This is a genomic window from Marinobacter sp. KMM 10035 (assembly GCF_046537445.1).
Classification (GTDB): Bacteria; Pseudomonadota; Gammaproteobacteria; order Pseudomonadales; family Oleiphilaceae; genus Marinobacter; species Marinobacter sediminicola.
This window is the reverse complement of the sequence record NZ_JBBVMG010000001.1, coordinates 2,410,974-2,433,095: the sequence shown is the minus strand read 5'-3', so window position 1 is coordinate 2,433,095 and position 22,122 is coordinate 2,410,974. Positions and strand designations below refer to the sequence as shown.

The window sequence follows — 22,122 nt, the reverse complement described above, 5'->3', positions numbered from 1 at the left end:
TCGAATCCTTCATTCCCTGCTCCTATTTGCAGAATCTGTCAGGTTGACGTTGAGCGCATCGAGCGCTCACCTTGGTTTCTCCCTATCAGTAAAGCAGCAAATTGATATTCGTCCAGCCCACAACACTCTGCCTTATCACCTTAATCGATAAACATATCTTGAAATAATCGTTTCTAGTATAAGGAGCGACTGTTATCCTGCGTTTCAGATATAAGCCCGGGCTTCCGGGCGCATGCCATTACGACGCTACTATCCAGGGCTTTCCTACTATGTACGTATACGACGAGCACGATCGGCAAATGGCCGCCGAGCGGGTTGCACAGTTCCGGGACCAGACCGAACGGGCGCTGGCCGGAGAATTGGCAGAAGACGAGTTCCTGCCCCTTCGCTTGCAGAACGGGCTCTACGTTCAGCGGCTTGCACCCATGCTGCGTATCTGTGTGCCTTACGGCATGCTGCGTTCTACTCAACTGCGTCGTCTGGCCCGGATTACCCGGGACTACGACAAGGGCTATGCGCACTTCACAACGCGCCAGAACATTCAGCTAAACTGGCCCAACCTGGAAGATGTGCCAGATATTCTTGCCGAGTTGGCGGAAGTCGAAATGCATTCCAACCAGACCAGTGGTAACTGCATCAGAAACACCACAACTGACCAGTTTTCAGGTGTTCAGTCCGACGAACTTACAGATCCTCGGCCTTACTGCGAAATCATTCGTCAGTGGTCCACTTTCCATCCGGAGTTCGCATACCTGCCCCGGAAGTTCAAGGTTGCAGTAAATGCCTCCGAGAAAACCGACAGAGCGGCCATTCAGGTTCACGACATAGGCCTTCAGATTGTACGCAATGAAGTAGGCGAACTGGGCTTCCGCGTGCACGTGGGTGGCGGCCTTGGGCGCACGCCCATGGTGGCTCCGGTAATTCGTGAGTTCCTGCCAGAACTCGACCTGCTGACCTATCTGGAATCGGTACTCCGCGTTTATAACCGCTATGGCCGTCGTGATAACAAATTCAAAGCCCGCATCAAGATTCTGGTAAAGGCGTTAACGCCTGAGGGCTTTGCGGAGAAGGTTGAGGCTGAGTGGTCTCACATCAAGGACTCCCCTAGCCGGCTTACTCCTGAGGCGATTGATCGCATCAAGGCCTACTTTACCGAGCCGGCCTATGCCGTCCTGGACAACGCAACGGAACTTCTCGCCCAGCAAAGGTTCGAAAACCGTGGCTTTGACCAGTGGCTTAAATACAACGTGGATATTCACAAAAAGCCCGGGTACGCGATTGTTTCTCTGACCATGAAAGAAACCGGGATTCCACCTGGAGATGTAACCGATCGCCAATTGGAGCAAATCGCCGATTTGGCCGATGAATACAGCTTCGGCGAGGTACGGGTAACCCATGAGCAAAACGTGGTTCTTGCGGATGTCCGCCAGGATCAGTTGCTTGAGCTGTGGGAGCAGTTGGGCCCCATGGGATTTGCCACAGCAAACCTGAACATGCTTACGGATATTATCTGCTGCCCCGGTGGCGATTTCTGTGCGCTGGCCAATGCCAAGTCTATTCCTGTAGCTGAAGCGATTCAGCGTCGTTTCGATAACCTGGATTTCTTGTACGATCTTGGTGAGATCGATTTGAATATATCCGGTTGCATGAACGCCTGTGGTCATCACCACGTTGGAAACATCGGTGTTCTGGGTGTGGATAAAAAGGGTCAAGAGTTCTATCAGGTTAGCTTGGGTGGCGCGTCACAGCACGATGCAACAATTGGCAAGATTCTGGGGCCCTCTTTCGCTCAGGATGATATGCCGGATGTAATCGCCAAGATCATTGATGTTTACGTTAACAAGCGCACGGAGGAGGAATCATTCCTGGATACCTACCGTCGTGTTGGAATTGATCCTTTCAAGGAGCGGGTTTATGCCTGACGTTATTTTCCGGGATGGCAGCATCCGTCAGAACCAGTGGAATGTGGTGTCCCGCCCTGATAGTGGCGAAGCTCTGGATGTTCCTGAGCAGAAGCGTGTGTTGATTCCGGCGGATCTTTGGCTTGAAAACCGTGAGCGCTTTGCTGGCAATGAGGACGTTGGCGTTTGGCTTGATAGTCATGATGAGCCGGAGATTCTGGCAGATTATGTGAATGAACTGCCGATGATTGCGGTTAACTTCCCCAAGTTCAGTGATGGTCGGGGTTATAGTATTGCCCGTTTGTTGCGGGAGCGGTTTGGCTTCAAGAATGAGCTGCGGGCGATTGGGGATGTGTTGCTGGATCAGCTTCAGTTTATGAAGCGCTGCGGCTTTGATACTTATGAGCTGCGCCCTGATAAGGATATTCGCAAGGCGGCTCGATGTCTGAATTTCTTCAGTCAGGGGTATCAGGCTGCTACGGATACGGATTTGCCGTTGTTTCGGCGTCGGGCTTCTTAACCTCAAACGTTTGAGTCCACAGTCAGGGCCGGAAGGCCCTGACTGTTCAAACTATAGCGTTTTAGACCGCGTGATCTAAAACGATTTTTCCTGATGACTCGCCTTTCAGAAAGGCGTTTAGCGCACCTTCCAGTTCAGCACGGCCAATCCTTTTTGCAGACGCTTCCGTCTTCTCGCACTTCCAGTCACCCGCAAACTTCTTCCATACGGATTCTTTGTCCGCCAGCGGAATTTCAACTGAATCAACACCCAGCAGGTTTACCCCCCGCAGGATGAATGGAAGCACCGTTGTTTGTAGCTGTGGGCCAGCAACCAGTCCGCAGCAGGATACGGAACCGCCGGGTTTGATTTGCTTTAGCAGTTCAGCAAGAGGTGATCCGCCTACTGTATCCACGGCGTTGGCGAAGGTCGGTTTCAGCATGGGCTTCTTGTCTTCGGCCAGTGCGTCGCGGCCAAGTACTTCCTTGGCACCCAGGGCTTTGAGGCTTTCGGCATGATCGGCTTTGCCGCTGATTGCGACTACATCGAAGCCGAGTTTTGCTAGCAGCTCTACAGCAACGCTGCCAACTGCGCCTGAGGCTCCGGAGACGGCTACTTTGCCTTGTTCTGGCTTGGCACCCATGGTCAGGATTTTTTGTACGCACAGGCCGGCTGTGAGGCCGGCGGTGCCGTAGATCATGGCGGTTTGTGCATCCCAACCAGAAGGTGTGGCAACGCACCAGGCGGCGGGTACGCGGATGTACTCGCCAAAACCGCCAGCGGTGTTCATGCCCAGGTCGTATCCGGTTACGATAACCTGACTGCCAACAGTCGGAGCGCCGGTGGCAGATTCAACAACCTCTCCAGCGGCGTCGATACCGGGTGTGTGCGGAAACGACCGGCTAACGCCTTTGTTTCCGGAGGCCGAAAGCGCGTCTTTGTAGTTCAGCGAGGAGTGGCTGACTTTTATCAGCACCTCGCCCGCCGAGAGATCGGCCGTGCTCAGGGTCTGTTCTGTGCCTTTATAGTTGCCATCTTGCTCATCAACTCGCCAGGCTTTGAATTCGACATTGCTGGTCATAGCCTTCTCCACGCTCTATTAGCTACTGAATTTTCTGGTTGCGAAATGCGCTCAACACTTTCCATACGGTGTGCTCAAGGGCGGCGCTGGTCGCGAGCCCAAGCTTTTCAGGCAAGGTTTTTTTGCGCTCGAATGACACCGATACTACGTCTGCCCTCTCACAAGCTTCAATGAGATATTCGTCGGAGGTTTTAATCTCATCAATCAACTTTACGTCCAGTGCACGCTTTCCAAACCAAATATCACCGGTGGCTACCGCTGCTATATCCAACTCTGGCCGGCGTTCGCTAACGTAGTCTTTGAACAGGTCGTGGGTGTCTTCCAGATCCGACAGAAATTTCTGCCTGCCCTTATCGGTGTTCTCACCAAATATGGTCATGGTGCGCTTATGCTCGCCCGCTGTCAGAATCTCGAAGTCGACGTCGTTTTTCTTGAGCAGGCGATGGAAGTTCGGCAACTGGGCGACAACACCAATCGAACCAAGAATCGCAAACGGCGACGCAATGATGCGGTCTGCCACGCAGGCCATCATGTACCCACCGCTTGCCGCGACTTTGTCGACGCAAGCTGTCAAGTGAATGCCTTTGCTTCGGATACGATCAAGCTGTGCAGCAGCCAGCCCGTAGGAATGCACCAGCCCGCCTCCGCTTTCCAGCCGGATGACGACTTCATCTTTTCCAGGTTCGGCCACGCTCAACACGGCAGAGATTGCCCTGCGCAGTGGATCGGTATCACTGGCTTTGATATCGCCGTCAAAATCCAGCACAAAAAGCCGTGCCGGCTTTGCTTCGGGCTCATCTGAATCCGTTTTTTTTGCTTTCTCAGCCTTCTTTTCGGCTTTCTCTTTTTTCTTTTTAGCCTTGCCCCAGGCTTTCTGCTCTTGCTCAGTCATCAGGCGTGCCTGAATGGACTCACGCAATTTACGGTACTTATCGTTGAGCTTACGGATCTGCAACTCTCCGTCGTCATCTTCTCCATCTTTATCCTTATGGGTGGCTGCAATAATAATAGAGACAACAACCACTGCCGCAATAACAAAGGTGACCACTTTGGCCAAAAACAAACCGTATTCTGTCAGGAACTCCAAATCACTTCTCCAGCGAGTTAAGCAAGCACGAGAGTGTAACTTACCGAAACTCTGGTGATAAGCAGAGCAAAATTATTAAAACAAGCGTTCGATCGGGCTTGACAGGGGTTAAGTCTCACCATAAAGTCGGAAAGCGAAGTCGGCTCTATCCGGCAGCTGCCAACGATGGCTTGTGTAGCCAAGCATACATAGCAGTTTTAAAGACAAGACAACCACCAAACAAAGGGTAAACAAATGTCTGTAGATCAAATCTTTGAAAAGCTCGAGCAGAACTTCAACGCAGATGCCGCGCAGGGCCTGGATCTGGTATTCCAGTTTGATATCGAAGACGACAAGACTCACCACCTGGTGATCAAAGACGGCACATGCAAACTGCACGAAGGCCCGCATGACGATCCCTCTGTAACACTGATCATGAACTCAGAAACTCTTCAGGGTATCGTTTCCGGCGAAACCGATGGCATGCAAGCCTTTATGGCTGGCCAGCTGCGCGCTGAAGGCGACATGATGCTGGCTACCAAGCTGGGCGAGCTTTTCAACATGGGCTGATTGGGCCCTGTTGAGCAGATTAAAGCTCATAAAAAAACCCGCGCTTAGCGCGGGTTTTTTGTTTTCTGAAGAAGAGTTTTCAGACGGCCATTAAAGATCCACATCATCCAGAGATGTTTCCGCCAAACGAAGCAGATCTACGTTGCTCTCCTCACGCTTGCCAATCCCCTCAATGTAGTACTCGAGGGATGTCAGAGCATCCGCCAACGCTTCCAGAACCTGGTTCCCCGGCGCTTCACGAGAATCCAGCATGCGTTCCTGAATAGAGGCTGCCACACGCTCAAGCACGTGGGCAGCGCCCGGATCATTTATCATCTGCAACCCACCCCAAATACTATGCAGGGTTGCGGGCAGATTCGCCAAATGAAGCTTGTCATAATCCGACTCCACAAACGCGGTAATCGCGCGCTTCGCCAGCGTTAATGCTCCACGGGCTTCATCCGCAACCACATACACGGCTTCCTTGAAGTACATAGACTCTTCATGGCTGCGCTCGGTCCCCGCCAGTGCGTCAGTTTCAGCGGTAATGCCCCGGCTGACGATCTGCATAATAGCGTCTTCAATACCCAGCACCGAATCCGCAAGGCGGAAAAGCTCTTCCTCTCCAGGCAACCGTGATTCTGCTTCCCAGTTGCGGAGCTTACTTGCTTCTTCGCGGGCTATGGTGGCAAGGCGATTAAGGTCCAGCATAACCAGGGTGTTAGAAAGGCGTTCCAGCGCATCTGCAATGGAGGAAAGTTCGGCCAGATCCGGCTCTATGCCGCGCTCGATAATATCCAGTTTATCTTTCAGCTGGTTGAGCTCATCTTGCAGCGCCTCGGATAGCGACGTCAGTACATCTGTACCCGGGCCGTACAATCGTCTTGCGTGGGCTTCAAGGATGGAATCCGGAAATTCGGCTGGTGCGAGCTGGAATTCTGAAAGCACACGCGTCACTTCGGGATTGCCGGAGCCACTGCGGTAGAGCAGATATACCAGGTCGCGAATGAGCGAGTCCGGCGCATCTTTTGCGGTTGCTACTTTGCCAACGTACACCAGTTCCCGTGAGTACTTTTCAACGCGCATGAACGTACGCTTGCGGGCTTTGGTAAACGGCATGGCACGGTCAAGCATGGTGTCAGCCACGATAGCAACGAGGCACCACATTTGCCCCATTGGGGCACCCTGACACAAACGAACAAAACCACGAGCGGCCCGGCTTATGAGCTTTTGGCTCACCACGGGGTTTCGATCCCTGAGAATACCCAACAAAGCTACCTGAAAAGTAAGGCGCATCCGCCGAGCAACAATTTCGTATTCGGCCTCGTTACCCTCAAACTCAGGAACTTTTAAACCAGCGCAAAAATTCCGTTGATCTTTTATGTCGACATCAAAAAAGCAGGACTCGGGATAAGGCTTTTCCCGGCGAGCTTCACGAAGCTCGTTTATAACAGGCAGTAACAATTCGGGATGATCTGCGCGCTGCTGATGGTAGTACTCCACATAGCGGCGAAGGATAAACAGCGCATTGCTTAAGGTGGTGAGTAATATGTTCTTGTCATCGTTGGCGCCGACAGGAACATCGTTGGCCATGGCCACGGCTTCCTGGCACAAAAGCGTACCGCCGCGAAGCTCCACCAGGATAAAGATGCCACGAAGCTGGTTGAGGAAATCCAGGCAGTTTTGCAAATCCTCTCCGCTTTCACGGTTTTCCTGAAAGCGCTCAAGACTGGATTCTGCCTGCTTGATGGTCTGCTCTATTTCACTTTTGACCAGATCAAACGACTGCGATTTCGTCGCAAGAGACGATTGAACCATAAACGCTTCCTGTTAATCTGCGGAAACTACCGCACCTTCCTAGTGAACTGTAGGCCGGCAAGGGTGGGTGCCAGACCTTTTTGTTATGGAGCCGGCTCAAACTCTCCTGACCTGAGCCCGTGCACTCTGCACGAAAAAACTGACGTACTTATCACTACTTATAACATAAAACTCGAGTACCTCAACAAGGCTGGCGTGTAACAATTAGTACAGGCCGACACAGTTCTCATTCTAGGCCTTCAAGTTTACTCCAGACAGTTTCACCTGCTTTCTTTTCCATAGCAGACATGAACGCTTGATGTGCCTCCAACTCAGCATCTGTAGCGCCAACAACAGGCAGCGCAGGACGGCTTGAGCTCAACCGGCGAACACCTCCGCCCAAGCCTCCATTCTCCGACCCGGCATCCAGTGACAAAGCTGTCTGGCCACCGGTAAGTAGTAGGTACACCTCTGCCAGAATCTCGGCATCCAGTAGAGCTCCATGAAGCTCGCGGTTACTGTTATCAACGCCGTAGCGTTTGCACAGGGCATCGAGGTTATTCTTCTGCCCCGGGTGCTTCGCTCGAGCGATCGCAAGCGAGTCCACAACACCACAATGGTCCGCAGTTTTGCGCACAGGTTTGATCCGGCCAAACTCCGAATCCATGAAACCCACGTCAAACGCGGCATTGTGAATAACAAGCTCTGCACCCTTGATGAACTCGAAAAACTCGTCAGCAATGTCTGCAAATTTGGGTTTATCAACGAGAAATTCGTTGGTGATCCCGTGAATAGTGATAGCTTCGGCTTCGATCTCCCGCTCAGGGTTCACGTACACATGGTAGTTGCGCCCTGTGAGCTTGCGCTCCATCATCTCGACACACCCGATTTCGATGATCCGGTGACCTTGTGCCGGGTCAATACCGGTTGTTTCTGTATCCAGTATTATCTGTCTCATAAATCCCACATTAATCCAGTTCAGCAACGCCCTTGTTCGCAAGCTCGTCTGCGAGTTCGTTATCCGGCACACCTGCGTGGCCTTTTACCCAGTGCCAGTTAACCTTATGTTTCTTCGTTTCCGAATCCAGCTCACGCCATAGGTCATCATTTTTAACCGGCTTTTTTGCAGAAGTTTTCCAGCCATTACGCTTCCACCCGGAAAGCCATTCTGTAATTCCTTTCCGTACATACTGGGAGTCCGTGTACAACTCCACTTCACAATCGCGCTTGAGAGCTTTTAACCCCTGAATTGCAGCCATCAACTCCATGCGGTTATTCGTAGTGTGTCGCTCTCCACCGTGCATGGTTTTTACTGCGTCACCATAACGCAATACAACACCCCAACCACCTCGCCCCGGATTCCCTTTACAGGCGCCATCGGTATACACAATTACCTTTCCGGACATTCAAACTCCCGCATGTATTTCAGTTTAGCGGCCCTTATAAGGCCGGTCAGTCTTCAGAGTGCTCGCAGCTCTGTTGCGGAGACCCTCTCGCCGCCCCAACTGTGCCTTTTCCCGACAGACCCAGAACGCTGCTTTGTCGCCAAACATGACGCCGTGGAATCCGGGCACACACCCTTTTTTTTGCAAGGATACAGTAATAGGCACCAACCGGCAGAAACCCGTAACCTGACATGCGCTCGCCCAGCGCCCCTGTCCCTTTGCGACCACTGCGCTGCAAAGGCAATCGATAGAATCGGGTCAGGGATGTTTCAATCTGAAAGTCCAGCAAGTGAAGCCAATCCTCCATTCGCCCCCGGGACAGGAACCGCCCACCCCAGGGCCCTCCATAATGACGCGACATCAACTTTCGCACTCCCCAAAAACTGACAGGATTAAAGCCAATCAGCGCAATCTTGCCATCACCTCGCAACACTCGGGCAGCCTCTCGCAAAACCTGATGGGGATAGGGCGAAAAGTCCGCAGTATGATGGAGTACCACCAGATCCATGGAGTCCCCGGGAAAAGGCAACTCGTCCGCATCGCACACAACCACGCCCTCAGGTATGTTGGCAAAACAACTGGGGGTAGTCATGATCTTTTGAGAAAAGTCAGTCCCATTAGCCAAGGGAAGCCGGTGACTGACGCCGACCTGAAGTTGCCGCGCTCCAGTCAACCTCTCCAGCCGCTGCTCAAGAAAGGCCCGTTGATCTGCTAGAAGCCTGCGCCCAAGCGGTGTCTGAAACCAATTTTCAAAGCTCTCGCTCCTTGATGAATAATCAACCATCTGGGCATTCTTCACACTGCCTATACTCCCGCGTTGGATAAACGGACTGAATACCAGGGTTTCACCGGCTGTTGGGGCTACGACCTTAATGCTCTATCATATTAGCCACACTTGCCAAGTATTTACGGGGACATCTGATGCTCACCATCTCTGCCATACCGGCATTCAGCGATAACTATATCTGGTGTATTGCCGATACAGATACCGGTAAAGCCCTGATTGTGGACCCAGGCCAGGCGAAGCCGGTTCAGGAACACCTTGCAAAACAGGGGCTGACACTGGACACCATTCTCGTTACCCATCACCACCCTGATCACGTAGGGGGAATCAAGGACCTCGTTCAGGGCAATCACGACTGCCGTATAACCGGGCCTGCAGAATCACCCTTTAAAGGTAGCACCAACGTTGTTCATCCGGGCGATGAAGTGGTTTGGAGAGACATTACTTTTCAGGTGATGGGTGTTCCGGGACACACTCTCGATCACATTGCCTACTTCACAGACACTAAAATTAATGGACGTCCCGCTCTATTCTGTGGCGATACGCTTTTCGTTATTGGCTGCGGCCGATTATTTGAAGGCACTCCGTCCCAGATGCTGGAGTCTCTCAAATCTATTCGCGAACTCCCAGGTGAAACCGCTATTTATTGCGCCCATGAGTACACTCTTTCAAACCTACGCTTCGCCCGCAGCTTGCTACCTGATGACAGCAAGCTTGAAGCCTTTGATCGTGCGTGCAAAGACAAGCGGGATGCAGGTGAGCCAACTGTGCCGTCGATACTTGATGAAGAAAAACAGCTTAACCCGTTTTTGCGCTGGGACGATCCCCAGGTTGTAAGTGCGGCCAAACGCTACGCTGCCGGGCAAGGTCTGCCGGCGGATTCGGACAGTGCGATCTTCGCAGCCATACGCCACGGTAAAGATAACTTTTGATCGGTTAACAAAACCTCTCATTGTCGTAACGAGAGGTTTCTTGACCCTATTAAACGAGCTCCCATAGAATCCTTTAAACTTTTGCTCGTAACTCATTAAATATGCCGGGTTTTTAGACATAAGCCCAGCGGAATATCAGATTCGGAATCCGCCTATGTTGGTCAAACGTTTGCCCCTGCTTTTTATTCTCGGTGCTTTGGCGGGTGGCTGCAGCTCTCTCTATTTGTCTCAAGATTCAGCATCTCAAAGTCCGATGGAGTCTGAGGAAGTAACCCTTGCTGCCGGTGATGAAGAGCTTAAGGAGTCTGTTGAAACCGGCAAAGACAGTGATGCAGTGCGCAATGAACCGCTGGACGACGCAATCGCGCCAGAGCTTAAAGCAGCCGCACGGGATGCACGGGAAAAACTGGACAATCCTGAACAGAACATTACCGCAGACGCCGCCGGAGAGGCGGATATGTGGGACCGGCTCAGGGCCGGATTCATGCTCGACCACGATGTGGATGACAAGCGCGTAGAAGACCAGCTGAACTGGTACGCACGGCATCCGAACTACATTAACCGCGTCGTTGAGCGCGGAAGCCGGTATCTGTACCACATTGTTAATGAAACAGAGAAACGTGGTCTACCAGCTGAATTCGCCCTGCTACCCGTCGTGGAGAGTGCGTTCGATCCATTTGCATATTCCCACGGCCGGGCAGCCGGGCTCTGGCAATTTATTCCTTCAACAGGCAAGTACTTCGGCCTAACCCAAAGCTGGTGGCATGATGACCGCCGCGATGTAATAGCCGCCACAGATGCTGCCCTCACCTATCTCGACCGCCTGACCAACCGCTTTGGTGGTGACTACACACTCGCACTGGCCGCCTACAACAGTGGCGGGGGCACCGTTTCAATTGCCATGCGCCGGAACCGGAACAGCAACAAGCCCGAGGATTTCTGGTCGCTGCAATTACCACAGGAAACACGCCACTACGTGCCCAAGCTGATTGCGCTGGCAAAGATATTCGATGACCCGGAAGCCTACGGCATAGAGCTTCCAACGCTCAAAGACGAACCCTATTTCGACATCGTCGAAACCGGCGGGCAACTGGATCTCGCCCAGGCTGCAGAACTTGCGAGCGTCGACATTGACGAAATCTATCTGCTTAATCCTTCCTATAACCGTTGGGCGACCTCTCCAGAAGGTCCGCACCGTTTGCTCGTGCCCCACCAGAATGCCGAAAGCTTCCGTACGGCTTTAGCGAACATTCCACCAGAAAAACGAGTGTCCTGGCGCAACTATGTCGTCAAATCCGGAGATAGTCTGAACACTATCTCCAGAAAGTTTTCCACCACCCCTGCGGTGCTGCAGCAGGTCAACAACCTCAACGGCGACCTAATCCGCATTGGCCAACGGCTGATGATCCCTTCAGCTTCAAAGAAATCCGACGCCTACGCTCTCAGCGCATCCCAGCGGCTTGAGCGCAAACAGGACAAAAAGCGGTCGGGAAGTAAACTGCGTTACACTGTCCGCCGTGGCGACACCTTCTGGGATATTGCGCGCGAACATCGGGTTTCAGTGCGCCAGGTGGCGGCCTGGAACAGTATGGCACCCGGAGACCCGCTGATCCCCGGAAAAGAACTGGTGATCTGGTCAAATACCGCACAACCCACTATAGCCTCAGCTGGCAGCACCCGTGGCAAAGCTATGGTCCGAAAGGTGGGATACCGCGTTCGCAAAGGCGACTCCCTTGCTCTCATTGCCAATCGTTTCTCGGTAAACGTGCGCGACATCGCAAGCTGGAACGATCTGAATACCTCCCGTTATCTGCAACCGGGGCAAAGTCTGGTACTCTACGTCGACATCCGGAACAGCCCCTGATTGTTAACCTTTCAGGGCCGGAACTTTCAGTAAGTATAAGAATCATAATAATTTAGCAGACAGGAGCGCGGGGCAGGATGCCCCCCGCGTCGGCTTGAAACACCTGAATGTGCGAGACCCATGACAAGAACCTTTTCTGCCTCACGCCTTACAACATTTCTTTCAGTTCTGGCTTTTCTGGCTTCTCCAATTTCTTTATATGCCAGCGAATCATCAACCGACTCAGAAGGGCTCAAGGTACAACCGGTCCACGGTATGGCCATGCACGGCGCGCCGAAATATCCGCAAGGGTTTGGGCATTTTGACTACGTTAACCCCAAGGCCCCAAAAGGCGGATCGCTAAAAATGGCCGTAGTGGCCAACGGTTTTGATACCTTCAACCCCTTTGTTATTCGCGGGGTTTCCGCCGCCGGTATCAGTAGCTATCTCTACGACACCCTACTTGAGTACTCAGCAGACGAACCTTTCTCCATGTATGGGCTCATAGCGGAATCCCTGGAAACGCCGGAAGACCGAAGCTATGTGGTTTTCAACCTTAGGCAAACAGCGCGCTTCCAGGATGGCGAGCCCATTAATGCTGAGGACGTGAAATTTTCCTTTGAAACCCTGACGACCAAGGGGCACCCGTTTTACCGGAACTACTATGCGGATGTAAGCAACGTCACTATCGAAAACCCTCACCGTATCCGTTTCGACTTCCAGGAAACCAGCAACCGTGAATTACCGCTGATTCTCGGCCAGATGCCCATTCTGCCTGCCCACTATTGGGAAGGTCGCGAGTTTGGAAAGAACGGCCTGACTCCACCTGTCGGCAGCGGCGCCTATCGTATCGGTAGTTTTGAAGCAGGCCGCACAATTGAGTATGAGCGGCAGGACGATTATTGGGCGAAAGATCTTGCGGTACGCAAAGGCCGGTTGAATTTTGATCGTGTTCGCTATGACTACTATACCGATGACACCGTGGCTCTGGAGGCTTTCAAAGCGGGTAGCTTTGATTTCAGAGTAGAAACCTCTGCCAAAAACTGGGCAACCGCCTACACCGGTGAAAGGTTCGATAACGGCACTATCATTACCGAAGCCATTGAACACCATCGCCCCACCGGCATGCAGGGCTTCGTGTTCAACACCCGCAAAAAGGTGTTCAGCGATGCCCTGGTACGGGAAGCACTCACTTACGCTTTCGATTTTGAGTGGACCAACAAGAATCTGTTCTATGGTCAATACGACCGCACCAACAGTTACTTCGAAAACAGCGAACTGGCTGCAACCGGCCTGCCAACTGGCCGGGAACTCGAAATACTCGAGGCTTACAAGGACAGATTGGATGAGGACATTTTCACCAAGGCGTTTGAAGCCCCTTCCACCGATGGCAAGCAAGGCCTGAGAGGAAACCTCAGAATAGCGATGGAACTGCTGCGTTCGGCAGGTTACGAAGTTCGCGACGGGAAAATGGTTCATACAGAAACAGGCAAACAATTGGCCTTCGAGATTCTGCTGTTCCAGAAAACCTTTGAGCGAGTTGTACTGCCTTTCAAAAACAACCTCGCCCGCCTTGGTATTGACATGTCTGTGCGCTTGGTAGACAGCAATCAATACGTTCAACGCGTGCGTGAGTTCGACTACGACATGATTACCCAGGCCATCGGCCAGTCAGATTCCCCGGGCAATGAGCAGCGCGAGTATTGGCACTCATCTACTGTAGACACCAACGGCTCCCGTAACTATGCCGGCGTAAATGATCCAGTGGTGGACGAACTGGTAAGCCTGGTGATTCAGGCCCCGGACCGGGACGAGCTGGTACAGCGCACACGTGCCCTCGATAGAGTGCTACTTCAAGGGCATTACGTGGTACCACACTGGCACCTTGCTAAAGATCGCGTTGCCTACTGGAGCCACCTGAAGCATCCGGATAAGACGCCCAAAAACGGTACCGACCTCGACGATTGGTGGGCAGAGCCCTGAGGACGTAACCGCTAAATGGGCATTTATATACTTCGGCGCCTTGCGCTGATCATCCCTACCCTGATCGGCATTCTGCTGCTCAACTTCGTGATCATTCAGGCTGCGCCTGGTGGACCAGTTGAGCAATTGATTGCCGAAATGGAAGGTCATGGCGGCAGCGCCCTGGCCCGTGCGGGTGGTGGCGACACAGGTGGTGAGGTTTCCAGTGCTTCCGGTGACAGCAGGGGGTCCCGGGGCATTCCTGATGAAATGCTGAAAGAAATCGAAGTGATGTATGGCTTTGATAAACCCGCCCACGAGCGTTTCTTTAAAATGCTCAAAGACTACGCCACCTTCAACTTCGGTGATTCGTTTTTCCGGGAGCGGAGCGTAACCGAACTTATTGTCGACAAGATGCCCGTGTCCATATCGCTTGGGCTCTGGTCTACCCTGATCATCTACTTCATTTCCATACCTCTAGGTATTCGCAAAGCGGTGTCAGACGGTTCCCGGTTCGATGTATGGAGCAGTTCAGCCATTGTCATCGGTTACGCCATTCCGGGTTTCCTGTTCGCAATCCTGCTCATCGTCCTTTTTGCCGGTGGTAGCTACTTCGATTGGTTCCCTCTACGGGGATTAACGTCCTCCAACTTTGATCAGATGAATTGGTATCAGCAAGTTGGCGATTATTTCTGGCATCTCGCACTCCCGGTTACCGCCAACGTGATCGGCGGCTTCGCCACACTCACCCTGCTCACCAAGAACTCATTTCTTGATGAAATCGGTAAGCACTACGTCGTTACGGCCAGAGCCAAGGGTCTGGATGAAAAACAGGTTCTCTACGGCCACGTGTTCCGCAACGCCATGCTGATTGTAATTGCCAGCCTGCCCGGTGTTCTTGTTTCACTGTTCTTTACTGGCTCTCTTTTGATTGAGGTAATCTTCTCCCTCGATGGCCTTGGTTTGCTTGGATTTGAAGCGGCGCTCAACCGGGATTATCCGGTTATTTTCGGCACTCTCTTTATCTTTACTTTGATGGGCCTGGCCCTGAAGCTGATCAGCGACATTACCTATGTGCTTGTAGACCCTCGCATCGACTTTGAAAGTCGGGAGGGTGCGTAACGTGAAGGCGTTGACTCCCATTCAACAGCGTCGTTTGCGTAACTTTCGCAATAACCGCCGAGGTTACTGGTCGTTGTGGGCGTTTCTGGCAATTTTTGGGCTGACTCTGGTGGCCGAACTAATTGCAAACGACAAACCTCTGGTCATTTCGTATCAGGACACACTTTACTTTCCGGTAATAGAGAACGTACCCGAGGAGACATTTGGTGGATTCTTGCCAACAGATGCCGATTACCGGGACCCTTTTATAGCTGAGGAGATTTTGGCTAATGGCTGGATGCTCTGGCCGCCAATCCGGTTCAGCTACGACACCATAAATTATGACCTTAAGGTGCCCTCACCTGCACCGCCAAGCTCCGTAAACTGGCTGGGGACTGACGACCAGGGGCGGGATGTTGCCGCACGAGTCATTTACGGCTTCCGCCTTTCGGTTTTGTTCGGCCTGACGCTCACCTTTGCCAGTTGTATTGTTGGTGTGATGGTTGGTGCCATCCAGGGCTTTTACGGCGGCAAGATCGACTTGATTGGTCAGCGTTTTATCGAAATTTGGTCGGGGCTGCCGGTTCTGTACCTGTTGATTATTCTCTCGGGCATTGTGCAACCAAACTTCTGGTGGCTGCTCGGTATTATGCTGATGTTCAGTTGGATGGGTTTGGTTGATGTAGTTCGCGCCGAGTTTCTTCGGGCACGTAACTTTGAATACGTCAAAGCCGCAAGGGCGCTGGGGCTGGACAATCGGAAAATCATGTTCCGCCACATTTTACCCAATGCCATGGTGGCAACCCTGACCTTCCTGCCATTTATCCTCACTGGCGCCATTACTGGCCTGACCTCACTGGATTTTCTGGGCTTTGGTTTGCCGTCCGGTTCGCCTTCCCTTGGGGAACTGATCGCCCAAGGCAAAGCGAACCTGCATGCGCCCTGGCTAGGTATTTCAGCCTTCGCTTCCTTATCACTGATGCTGACTCTACTGGTTTTTGTAGGGGAAGCCGTGCGGGATGCATTTGATCCCCGCAAGAACGGTTAAGAGGGCGCTGATATGAGTGAACTGTTAGAAATCACTAATCTCTCGGTCTCCTTCAACAAGGGGCCAGTGGCCGTGGATTCCATATCCCTCAGCCTGAATAAAGGAGAAACTCTGGCACTGGTTGGTGAGAGCGGTTCAGGTAAATCCGTTACTGCACTGTCGGTTTTGCGACTTCTGGACGAACGTTACGCAAGCTATCCCACAGGCGAAATTCGGTATCGGGGTGAAAACCTTCTGCAGGCCTCTGATAAACGCTTACGCCAGGTTCGTGGGCGCGAAATCAGCATGATTTTTCAGGAGCCCATGACCTCTCTGAACCCGCTTCACAACATCGAGAAGCAAATCAGCGAAACCCTGGAGCTGCACAAGGGCATGCGAGGGTCCCAAGCGAGAAAACGCTGTCTGGAACTGTTAACGCTGGTTGGTATCGAAACCCCCGAGAGCCGCCTTGGCGCCTATCCGCACCAGCTCTCGGGTGGCCAGAAGCAGCGTGTGATGATTGCCATGGCACTGGCCAACGAACCGGACCTGCTGATCGCGGATGAACCGACTACCGCGCTGGACGTAACCGTTCAAAAACAAGTGCTGGAGCTGTTGCAGGATCTGCAGAAGAAGCTCGGAATGGCCATTTTGCTGATTACTCACGACCTCACCATTGTGCGCCGTTATGCCAGCCGCGTTGCGGTCATGGAGCATGGCAAGCTGGTCGAGCAAGCTGAAACGGCTACATTGTTTGCTTCTCCCAGCCACCCTTACACTCGCAAACTTCTTAGCGCCGAGCCACCAGAAGCTCCTCAGGCGGCCCCAAAGAGTGACCAGCCACTATTGAGTGTCAGTAGCCTGGATGTCCGCTTCCCCACCCGCAAGGGGCTGTTCGGCAAGGTTAGAGAGCATTTCCATGCAGTCAAACACGTCAGCTTCAGCCTCGATCGTGGCCAGACTCTAGGGATTGTGGGGGAAAGCGGAAGTGGTAAAACCACCATTGGCCATGCCATTCTGAAGCTAACGGGAAGCACTGGCAGCATAAAGTTAGACGGTCAGGAACTGTCGGAACTGAATCAAAACGCCTTCCGGCCTTGGCGCCGGCGTGTTCAGATCGTCTTTCAGGATCCTTTTGGCAGCCTGAGCCCGCGGATGTCCATTGCCGAAATCGTTCGGGAAGGACTTGAGATACACGATGCTGATAACCGAGATACCCACGACAGCAAGGTGATTACGGCGCTTAAGGATGTAGGGCTAGACCCTGAAGCAAGGCACCGCTACCCCCATGAGTTCTCTGGTGGCCAGCGCCAGCGCATTGCCATTGCCCGTGCGCTGGTTTTGCAGCCAGACCTTATTATTCTGGATGAACCCACATCGGCCCTGGATCGCACGGTACAAAAACAGGTCATCGAACTGCTTCGGGATATTCAGGCACGCTATGGTCTAAGCTATATTTTTATCAGTCACGATCTTGCGGTTGTCCGGGCGCTTAGCCATCAGTTGTTGGTTCTTAGGCAGGGTGCGATTGTAGAAATTGGAGAGGCCGACGACGTTTTCCGGGCTCCCGCAGAAGAATACACGCAAGAGTTGCTGCACGCGGCTTTTTTCTACCAGATGAAAAATGCCAATATCACTACGACTATTTGAGCGTTACTCCTGCTGCCTTACTTCGGGGATAATGCTCTAAAATCAGGAACACAGGGAGAAAGATCCATGGGTATACTCAGTGGTAAAAGAGCGCTGATTGTTGGCGTAGCCAGCAAACTGTCCATTGCTTACGGTATTGCAGACGCCTTTGCCCGCGAAGGTGCGGAACTGGCTTTCACCTACCAGAACGACAAGTTGCAGCCGCGAGTAGAGAAATTTGCCGAAGGCTGGGGCAGCAAGCTTATATTCCCTTGCGACGTAGCAAGTGATGAAGAAATTGAAAATGTGTTCAAGGAACTGAACAAGCACTGGGACAACATTGACATTATTGTTCATGCCGTTGGCTTTGCGCCTGGGCACGAGCTTGATGGCAACTATGTTGATGTGACCACACGTGAAGGCTTCAAGATCGCCCACGACATCAGCTCTTATAGCTTCGTTGCTTTGGCAAAGGGCGCGCGCCCTATGATGCACGAAGGCAGCTCCCTCCTGACTCTCACCTATTTGGGTGCGGAGAAGGTTCTTCAGAACTATAACGTGATGGGGCTTGCCAAAGCTTCTCTGGAAGCAAACGTGCGCTACATGGCCGCCAGCCTCGGTCGCGATGGTATTCGAGTGAACGGTATTTCTGCAGGGCCGATCAGAACCCTGGCAGCCTCTGGCATCAAGAGTTTCCGTAAGATGCTGGCGGAAAACGCCCGTCGCGCCCCGCTTCGTCGCAACGTAACCATTGATGAAGTGGGTAATGCAGCCGCATTCCTGACGTCAGATATGGCCAGCGGTATTACCGGTGAAATCATGTATGTAGACGGTGGGTTCAATATCACCGGCATGGGTGAGTTGGAAGAGTAATTCGTTGCGTATCATGGGGAAAGCCAGCCTTGCGCTGGCTTTCCTTCAGCTTAATAAAAACGGTCTGAACTAGGGCGTTTCCATTGCGCTAGCCACAGCCTCTGTCCATTCCACATACGCAGTCTGAGCAGATTCAACAATTTGCACCCCTACCAGATAGCCAGCCCTTTCCGGGCGACACCAGACAACCTCCACAGTCAGTACAAACGGTTCCTCATGGTTCCCCAGTGAAACTGACACTGGATACAAGGCCCCAGCCGACAGACACTCCTCGGAAAGCAGACAAAGCCCGCTGGCAGAAATATCACGTATGTCACATGCCATTTCTCGCCCTGTGGAACCAGGTATGCCTTCCGATCCAGGGTACTCTGCTTCCAACTCAAGAGTAATTTGTGCACGGGCCGTTAGGCGGTACTGCATACGGTTATCCTGCCCGCCAGCAGGATCTTCCAGTGTTCCAAAAGTGTAGTCAGTGTCTTTCATTATTTTTCCTGGCTTCTTGTTTTTGGACCAATCAGTTACGCCCGACACGAATACGGCCAACCACCCTGCTTAGCGTGTCATCAAACTCTGCAGCACCACCCAGAATACGAATTCGTTCCTCGACAATTCCCAGCACCAGCTCATCTTCTAAAAATTCACAGCGATTAAGCCCAAGCCGGTCGACGAAAATCAGCTTTCTCGAGGCATTGGTGCGGACAGCAAGTTTGAGCCGGGCGTCTTCAGTTTCGGGCTCCTCTGCATTCACCACAATCCAGCCACCAAGACTTATCTCATCGACCTGTTTTTGCGCAATCAGGGTCTTTTCCCTGTAGAGCCTTTCCTGCTCCGCCTGCTCATCTGCCAGCCGCTGGTCTTCAGCTTCCTGTCGCTGACGCTCCTGCGTTGCCAGGCGCTTAGCTTCCTGCTCCTTGCGCGCTAGTTCAGCCGCCTCCTTTTCTTTGCGCAGCGCTTCTGCACGGGCTTTCGCCGCCACAGCAGCAGCCTCACGCTGAACCCGTTGCTTCTCATATGCCGCCGAAAGTAGTAGCACGGTTTCTTGAAGCACATCACCAAACGGTGTCGCTGCAGGGAGAGGACGAATGCTGCCGCTCTCCTTGGCTTCACAGAAGGCATCCCAGGGCTGCACACCAAGCTTTACACCCGTACCGTTAGTCCAGAGTATTTCAGCTGTATCTTCCAGCAAAACACAGAAAAAACGACGCTGTTCAGATGCACCTTCACCTTCAACGAACCACATTCCCTCAAACGGCTGAAACTGTTTATTCTGTAAAGTTTCAAAGCTGAGCCAGGATGGGTTCCATGTGAAATTGCGACTTTCGGGCAGTGCATTGGTCAATTCGGGGGTCTCACCACGCAATCTAGACATCATTACCGTCCCGATGCCGGCAAGCGCGTTAGGTGTAAGAGGGCGATCAAACACGCGGTTCCATACATCCACCAGTCGGTCTCCAATCTGCTCACCAACATGGTACAAACGATCTCTGTCTTTGTCTGACAGGGAGGGGTCACCTACCCATACCAGCCACTCCAACAACTTGCTGCCGTGGCGACACGCTTCACCGTTGACGCCTGAATCCCACACAGCTTGTTTAAGAAGGCCTTGCCAATGATCAAAAATAAAATCGAGTACTGGCTGCGGTAACTTCCGCCCCTGCAGAGCGCGTCCGATCAGCGCTCTTGAAGTCTGCTCTGCACGTCGCTGGCGCGCAGCGCCCTGCTCGGTTTCCTGCAAACGTTGGCGTAGCTTTCCGGTTTGGGCATCACGCTTGGCTGTATCCTCATGCCACTGAGCACAAAATGCATCCACAGCGTTGGTTGAGCCAGAATTGAAACATGCAGAAACCGCAACAACCAACGTGTCTAACTGATCGAGAAGTGCTTTTGATGAGCGACCACCAGAATCACTCCATCCACGCCATTCCTGCAAGCTGTCAAGCCACTCCAGCAACATGTTACTAAAAGCCTGGTGACCATCGATATTCATCCGCCATGCAAGATAGAAGCGCAACCGGGCAATGCGCCGGGAAATCTCGGTATGCAACCCACTTGTTTTGAGGAATACATCCATGATGCGATCGGCCACGTAAGCGGCATTGATCTGACGCACCGACCAATCAAGGTGCACAGAACGAATAACGTGGGTTACTCGCTCATCCCGTTGCTCTGTCCAGCATGAGAACAGCAGCGACTTCCAATCGCTGGCGGTTTCTGGCGACAACTTACCCGCGGGGTAAGGAAGGTTGGGAACACGGATACCGGCAAGCACATCATCAATTTTTTCGGCAACCGCCTTCCGCGAAGCCACTTGGTGGGACTTCGGCCTATTTTGTGACATCCATTCCCCATGCTCAAGAAGCGTTGAAAAGGCCCAGTAAATAAAGCAGTATAACGAACTCGCCGGGGTTCACCACAACTGCGCCCGGCGTTATTCGCGTTAATCTGCAGTCCTGCTGGCTTATTTCACAGTACAGCCAGGCTACAATGAAAAGAATCGGGGAAACCGCAAAAAATGTCCGGCAATAAACTTGAAAATTTGAACGTGGCGAGCCAGGAAACACTGATTACCCCTGAAAAGCTCAAACAGGATATGCCGCTCACTGGTAAGGCTGCGCAAACCGTTACGAATGGCCGCCAGGCGATTTATGACATTATTGACGGTAAAGACCATCGTTTGTTCCTGGTGGTGGGCCCCTGCTCTATTCACGACGTGGACGCGGCCCGTGATTACGCCACCCGGCTCAAAAAACTTGCAGATGAAGTCAGCGACACCCTGCTGATCGTTATGCGTGTGTATTTTGAAAAGCCACGCACAACCGTAGGCTGGAAAGGTTTGATCAACGACCCGCACCTGAACGACACCTTTGATATCGAACGGGGTCTGCAACTTGGTCGTCGCCTCTTACTCGACATTAACGAGCTGGGGTTACCTGTTGCCACCGAAGCGCTTGATCCGATTTCGCCCCAATACCTCCAGGACTCTATTGCCTGGTCCGCCATTGGCGCCCGCACCACGGAATCCCAAACTCACCGTGAGATGAGCAGCGGTCTTTCCATGGCCATCGGCTTTAAAAACGGCACAGATGGCAGCCTTGATGTTGCCGTAAACGCCATGAAGTCTGTTTCCTACTCCCATAACTTCCTGGGCATCGATCAGCAAGGCCAGGTGGCGATCATTCGCACCAAAGGTAACCGGTATGGGCATGTGGTTTTGCGTGGCGGAGGCGGAAAGCCTAATTACGATTCAGTCAGTGTGACCCTGTGCGAGCAAGCACTCGACAAGGCCGGCCTGCGCAAATCCATCATGGTTGATTGCAGCCACGCTAACTCCAGCAAAGACCCCGCCATTCAGCCACTGGTTATGCAGGACGTCAGCCACCAGATCCTTGAAGGCAACACTTCTATCCAAAGCCTGATGATTGAAAGCAACATCAACTGGGGTAACCAGTCTATTCCTGAGAATCTCGCAGACCTTAAATACGGTGTATCTGTTACCGATGCCTGTATCGACTGGGAAACCACCGAGAAAGCCATTCGCGACATGCGCAATAAACTGAAAGACGTGTTGCCGAAGAGAAAAACAACCTGAGTTTTTAATCAGGGTATAAAAAAACGGGGAGCCAGCGGCTCCCC

At 52.6% G+C, this 22,122-nt stretch carries 19 protein-coding genes; 11 read left to right on the top strand and 8 right to left on the bottom strand.

Annotated elements, in window-relative coordinates; all coding sequences use genetic code 11:
• The first annotated feature begins 269 nt into the window (after positions 1-269).
• Both AADB16_RS10850 and AADB16_RS10845 read left to right on the top strand, forming a co-directional pair.
• Complete coding sequence (locus AADB16_RS10850) at positions 270-1,922, top strand: nitrite/sulfite reductase (RefSeq protein ID WP_410803209.1); 1,653 nt, start codon at positions 270-272, stop codon at positions 1,920-1,922.
• Complete coding sequence (locus AADB16_RS10845) at positions 1,915-2,421, top strand: DUF934 domain-containing protein (protein WP_309043433.1); 507 nt, start codon at positions 1,915-1,917, stop codon at positions 2,419-2,421. Before AADB16_RS10850 ends, AADB16_RS10845 begins: the two co-directional genes overlap by 8 nt.
• A gap of 61 nt (positions 2,422-2,482) precedes the next feature.
• Here the strand turns inward: AADB16_RS10845 and AADB16_RS10840 are convergent, their stop codons facing one another.
• Together AADB16_RS10840 and sohB are read right to left on the bottom strand one after the other, a co-directional pair.
• Positions 2,483-3,481: a YhdH/YhfP family quinone oxidoreductase gene (locus AADB16_RS10840; RefSeq protein ID WP_410803206.1), complete on the bottom strand. Its 999-nt coding sequence runs from the start codon at positions 3,479-3,481 to the stop codon at positions 2,483-2,485.
• Between the two features lie 22 nt (positions 3,482-3,503).
• Positions 3,504-4,568, bottom strand: a complete 1,065-nt coding sequence (gene sohB, locus AADB16_RS10835) for a protease SohB (RefSeq protein WP_410803204.1) — start codon at positions 4,566-4,568, stop codon at positions 3,504-3,506.
• A 234-nt stretch (positions 4,569-4,802) separates the two neighbouring features.
• On the opposite strand from sohB, the gene AADB16_RS10830 reads away from it, so the two are divergent.
• Positions 4,803-5,117, top strand: coding sequence for an SCP2 sterol-binding domain-containing protein (locus tag AADB16_RS10830; protein WP_200200748.1), 315 nt, complete (start codon positions 4,803-4,805; stop codon positions 5,115-5,117).
• Between the two features lie 90 nt (positions 5,118-5,207).
• Here the strand turns inward: AADB16_RS10830 and AADB16_RS10825 are convergent, their stop codons facing one another.
• From AADB16_RS10825 to AADB16_RS10810, 4 genes are all read right to left on the bottom strand, one after another.
• A complete protein-coding gene (locus tag AADB16_RS10825; RefSeq protein WP_410803202.1) occupies positions 5,208-6,914 on the bottom strand; it encodes a chemotaxis protein in 1,707 nt (568 codons plus the stop codon).
• 226 nt (positions 6,915-7,140) lie between these two features.
• Complete coding sequence (dnaQ, locus tag AADB16_RS10820; RefSeq protein ID WP_410803200.1) at positions 7,141-7,851, bottom strand: DNA polymerase III subunit epsilon; 711 nt, start codon at positions 7,849-7,851, stop codon at positions 7,141-7,143.
• Between the two features lie 10 nt (positions 7,852-7,861).
• Complete coding sequence (rnhA, locus tag AADB16_RS10815; RefSeq protein WP_298447230.1) at positions 7,862-8,299, bottom strand: ribonuclease HI; 438 nt, start codon at positions 8,297-8,299, stop codon at positions 7,862-7,864.
• Positions 8,300-8,345: 46 nt separating this feature from the next.
• The gene (locus AADB16_RS10810; RefSeq protein ID WP_309043428.1) at positions 8,346-9,137 is read right to left on the bottom strand and encodes a class I SAM-dependent methyltransferase; all 792 of its coding nucleotides are present in this window, start codon (positions 9,135-9,137) and stop codon (positions 8,346-8,348) included.
• Between the two features lie 122 nt (positions 9,138-9,259).
• Between AADB16_RS10810 and gloB the strand changes: the two genes are divergently transcribed.
• The 7 genes from gloB to AADB16_RS10775 all read left to right on the top strand — a co-directional run bounded on the left by gloB (position 9,260) and on the right by AADB16_RS10775 (position 18,489).
• A complete protein-coding gene (gene gloB, locus AADB16_RS10805; RefSeq protein ID WP_410803197.1) occupies positions 9,260-10,054 on the top strand; it encodes a hydroxyacylglutathione hydrolase in 795 nt (264 codons plus the stop codon).
• Between the two features lie 154 nt (positions 10,055-10,208).
• Positions 10,209-11,918, top strand: coding sequence for a LysM peptidoglycan-binding domain-containing protein (locus tag AADB16_RS10800; protein WP_410803195.1), 1,710 nt, complete (start codon positions 10,209-10,211; stop codon positions 11,916-11,918).
• 120 nt (positions 11,919-12,038) lie between these two features.
• Positions 12,039-13,880 carry an extracellular solute-binding protein gene (locus AADB16_RS10795; RefSeq protein WP_410803193.1) on the top strand — a complete coding sequence of 614 codons (1,842 nt, stop codon included), beginning with the start codon at positions 12,039-12,041 and terminating at the stop codon, positions 13,878-13,880.
• Between the two features lie 15 nt (positions 13,881-13,895).
• Positions 13,896-14,981, top strand: a complete 1,086-nt coding sequence (locus AADB16_RS10790; protein WP_309043425.1) for a microcin C ABC transporter permease YejB — start codon at positions 13,896-13,898, stop codon at positions 14,979-14,981.
• Between the two features lies 1 nt (position 14,982).
• Positions 14,983-16,008, top strand: coding sequence for an ABC transporter permease (locus tag AADB16_RS10785; protein ID WP_309043424.1), 1,026 nt, complete (start codon positions 14,983-14,985; stop codon positions 16,006-16,008).
• Positions 16,009-16,020: 12 nt separating this feature from the next.
• Positions 16,021-17,637: an ABC transporter ATP-binding protein gene (locus AADB16_RS10780; protein ID WP_410803190.1), complete on the top strand. Its 1,617-nt coding sequence runs from the start codon at positions 16,021-16,023 to the stop codon at positions 17,635-17,637.
• A 66-nt stretch (positions 17,638-17,703) separates the two neighbouring features.
• Entirely contained in the window at positions 17,704-18,489 is a 786-nt protein-coding gene (locus AADB16_RS10775) for an enoyl-ACP reductase (protein ID WP_309043422.1), read from the top strand.
• Positions 18,490-18,558: 69 nt separating this feature from the next.
• On the opposite strand, the gene AADB16_RS10770 is transcribed toward AADB16_RS10775, so the two are convergent.
• Positions 18,559-18,972 (bottom strand): PilZ domain-containing protein, encoded by a 414-nt coding sequence (locus tag AADB16_RS10770; RefSeq protein WP_410803188.1) that lies wholly within the window; start codon positions 18,970-18,972, stop codon positions 18,559-18,561.
• A 31-nt stretch (positions 18,973-19,003) separates the two neighbouring features.
• Complete coding sequence (locus AADB16_RS10765) at positions 19,004-20,827, bottom strand: DUF1631 family protein (RefSeq protein ID WP_410803186.1); 1,824 nt, start codon at positions 20,825-20,827, stop codon at positions 19,004-19,006.
• A 174-nt stretch (positions 20,828-21,001) separates the two neighbouring features.
• Between AADB16_RS10765 and AADB16_RS10760 the strand changes: the two genes are divergently transcribed.
• Entirely contained in the window at positions 21,002-22,078 is a 1,077-nt protein-coding gene (locus AADB16_RS10760) for a 3-deoxy-7-phosphoheptulonate synthase (RefSeq protein ID WP_309043419.1), read from the top strand.
• The last annotated feature ends 44 nt before the right edge of the window (positions 22,079-22,122 follow it).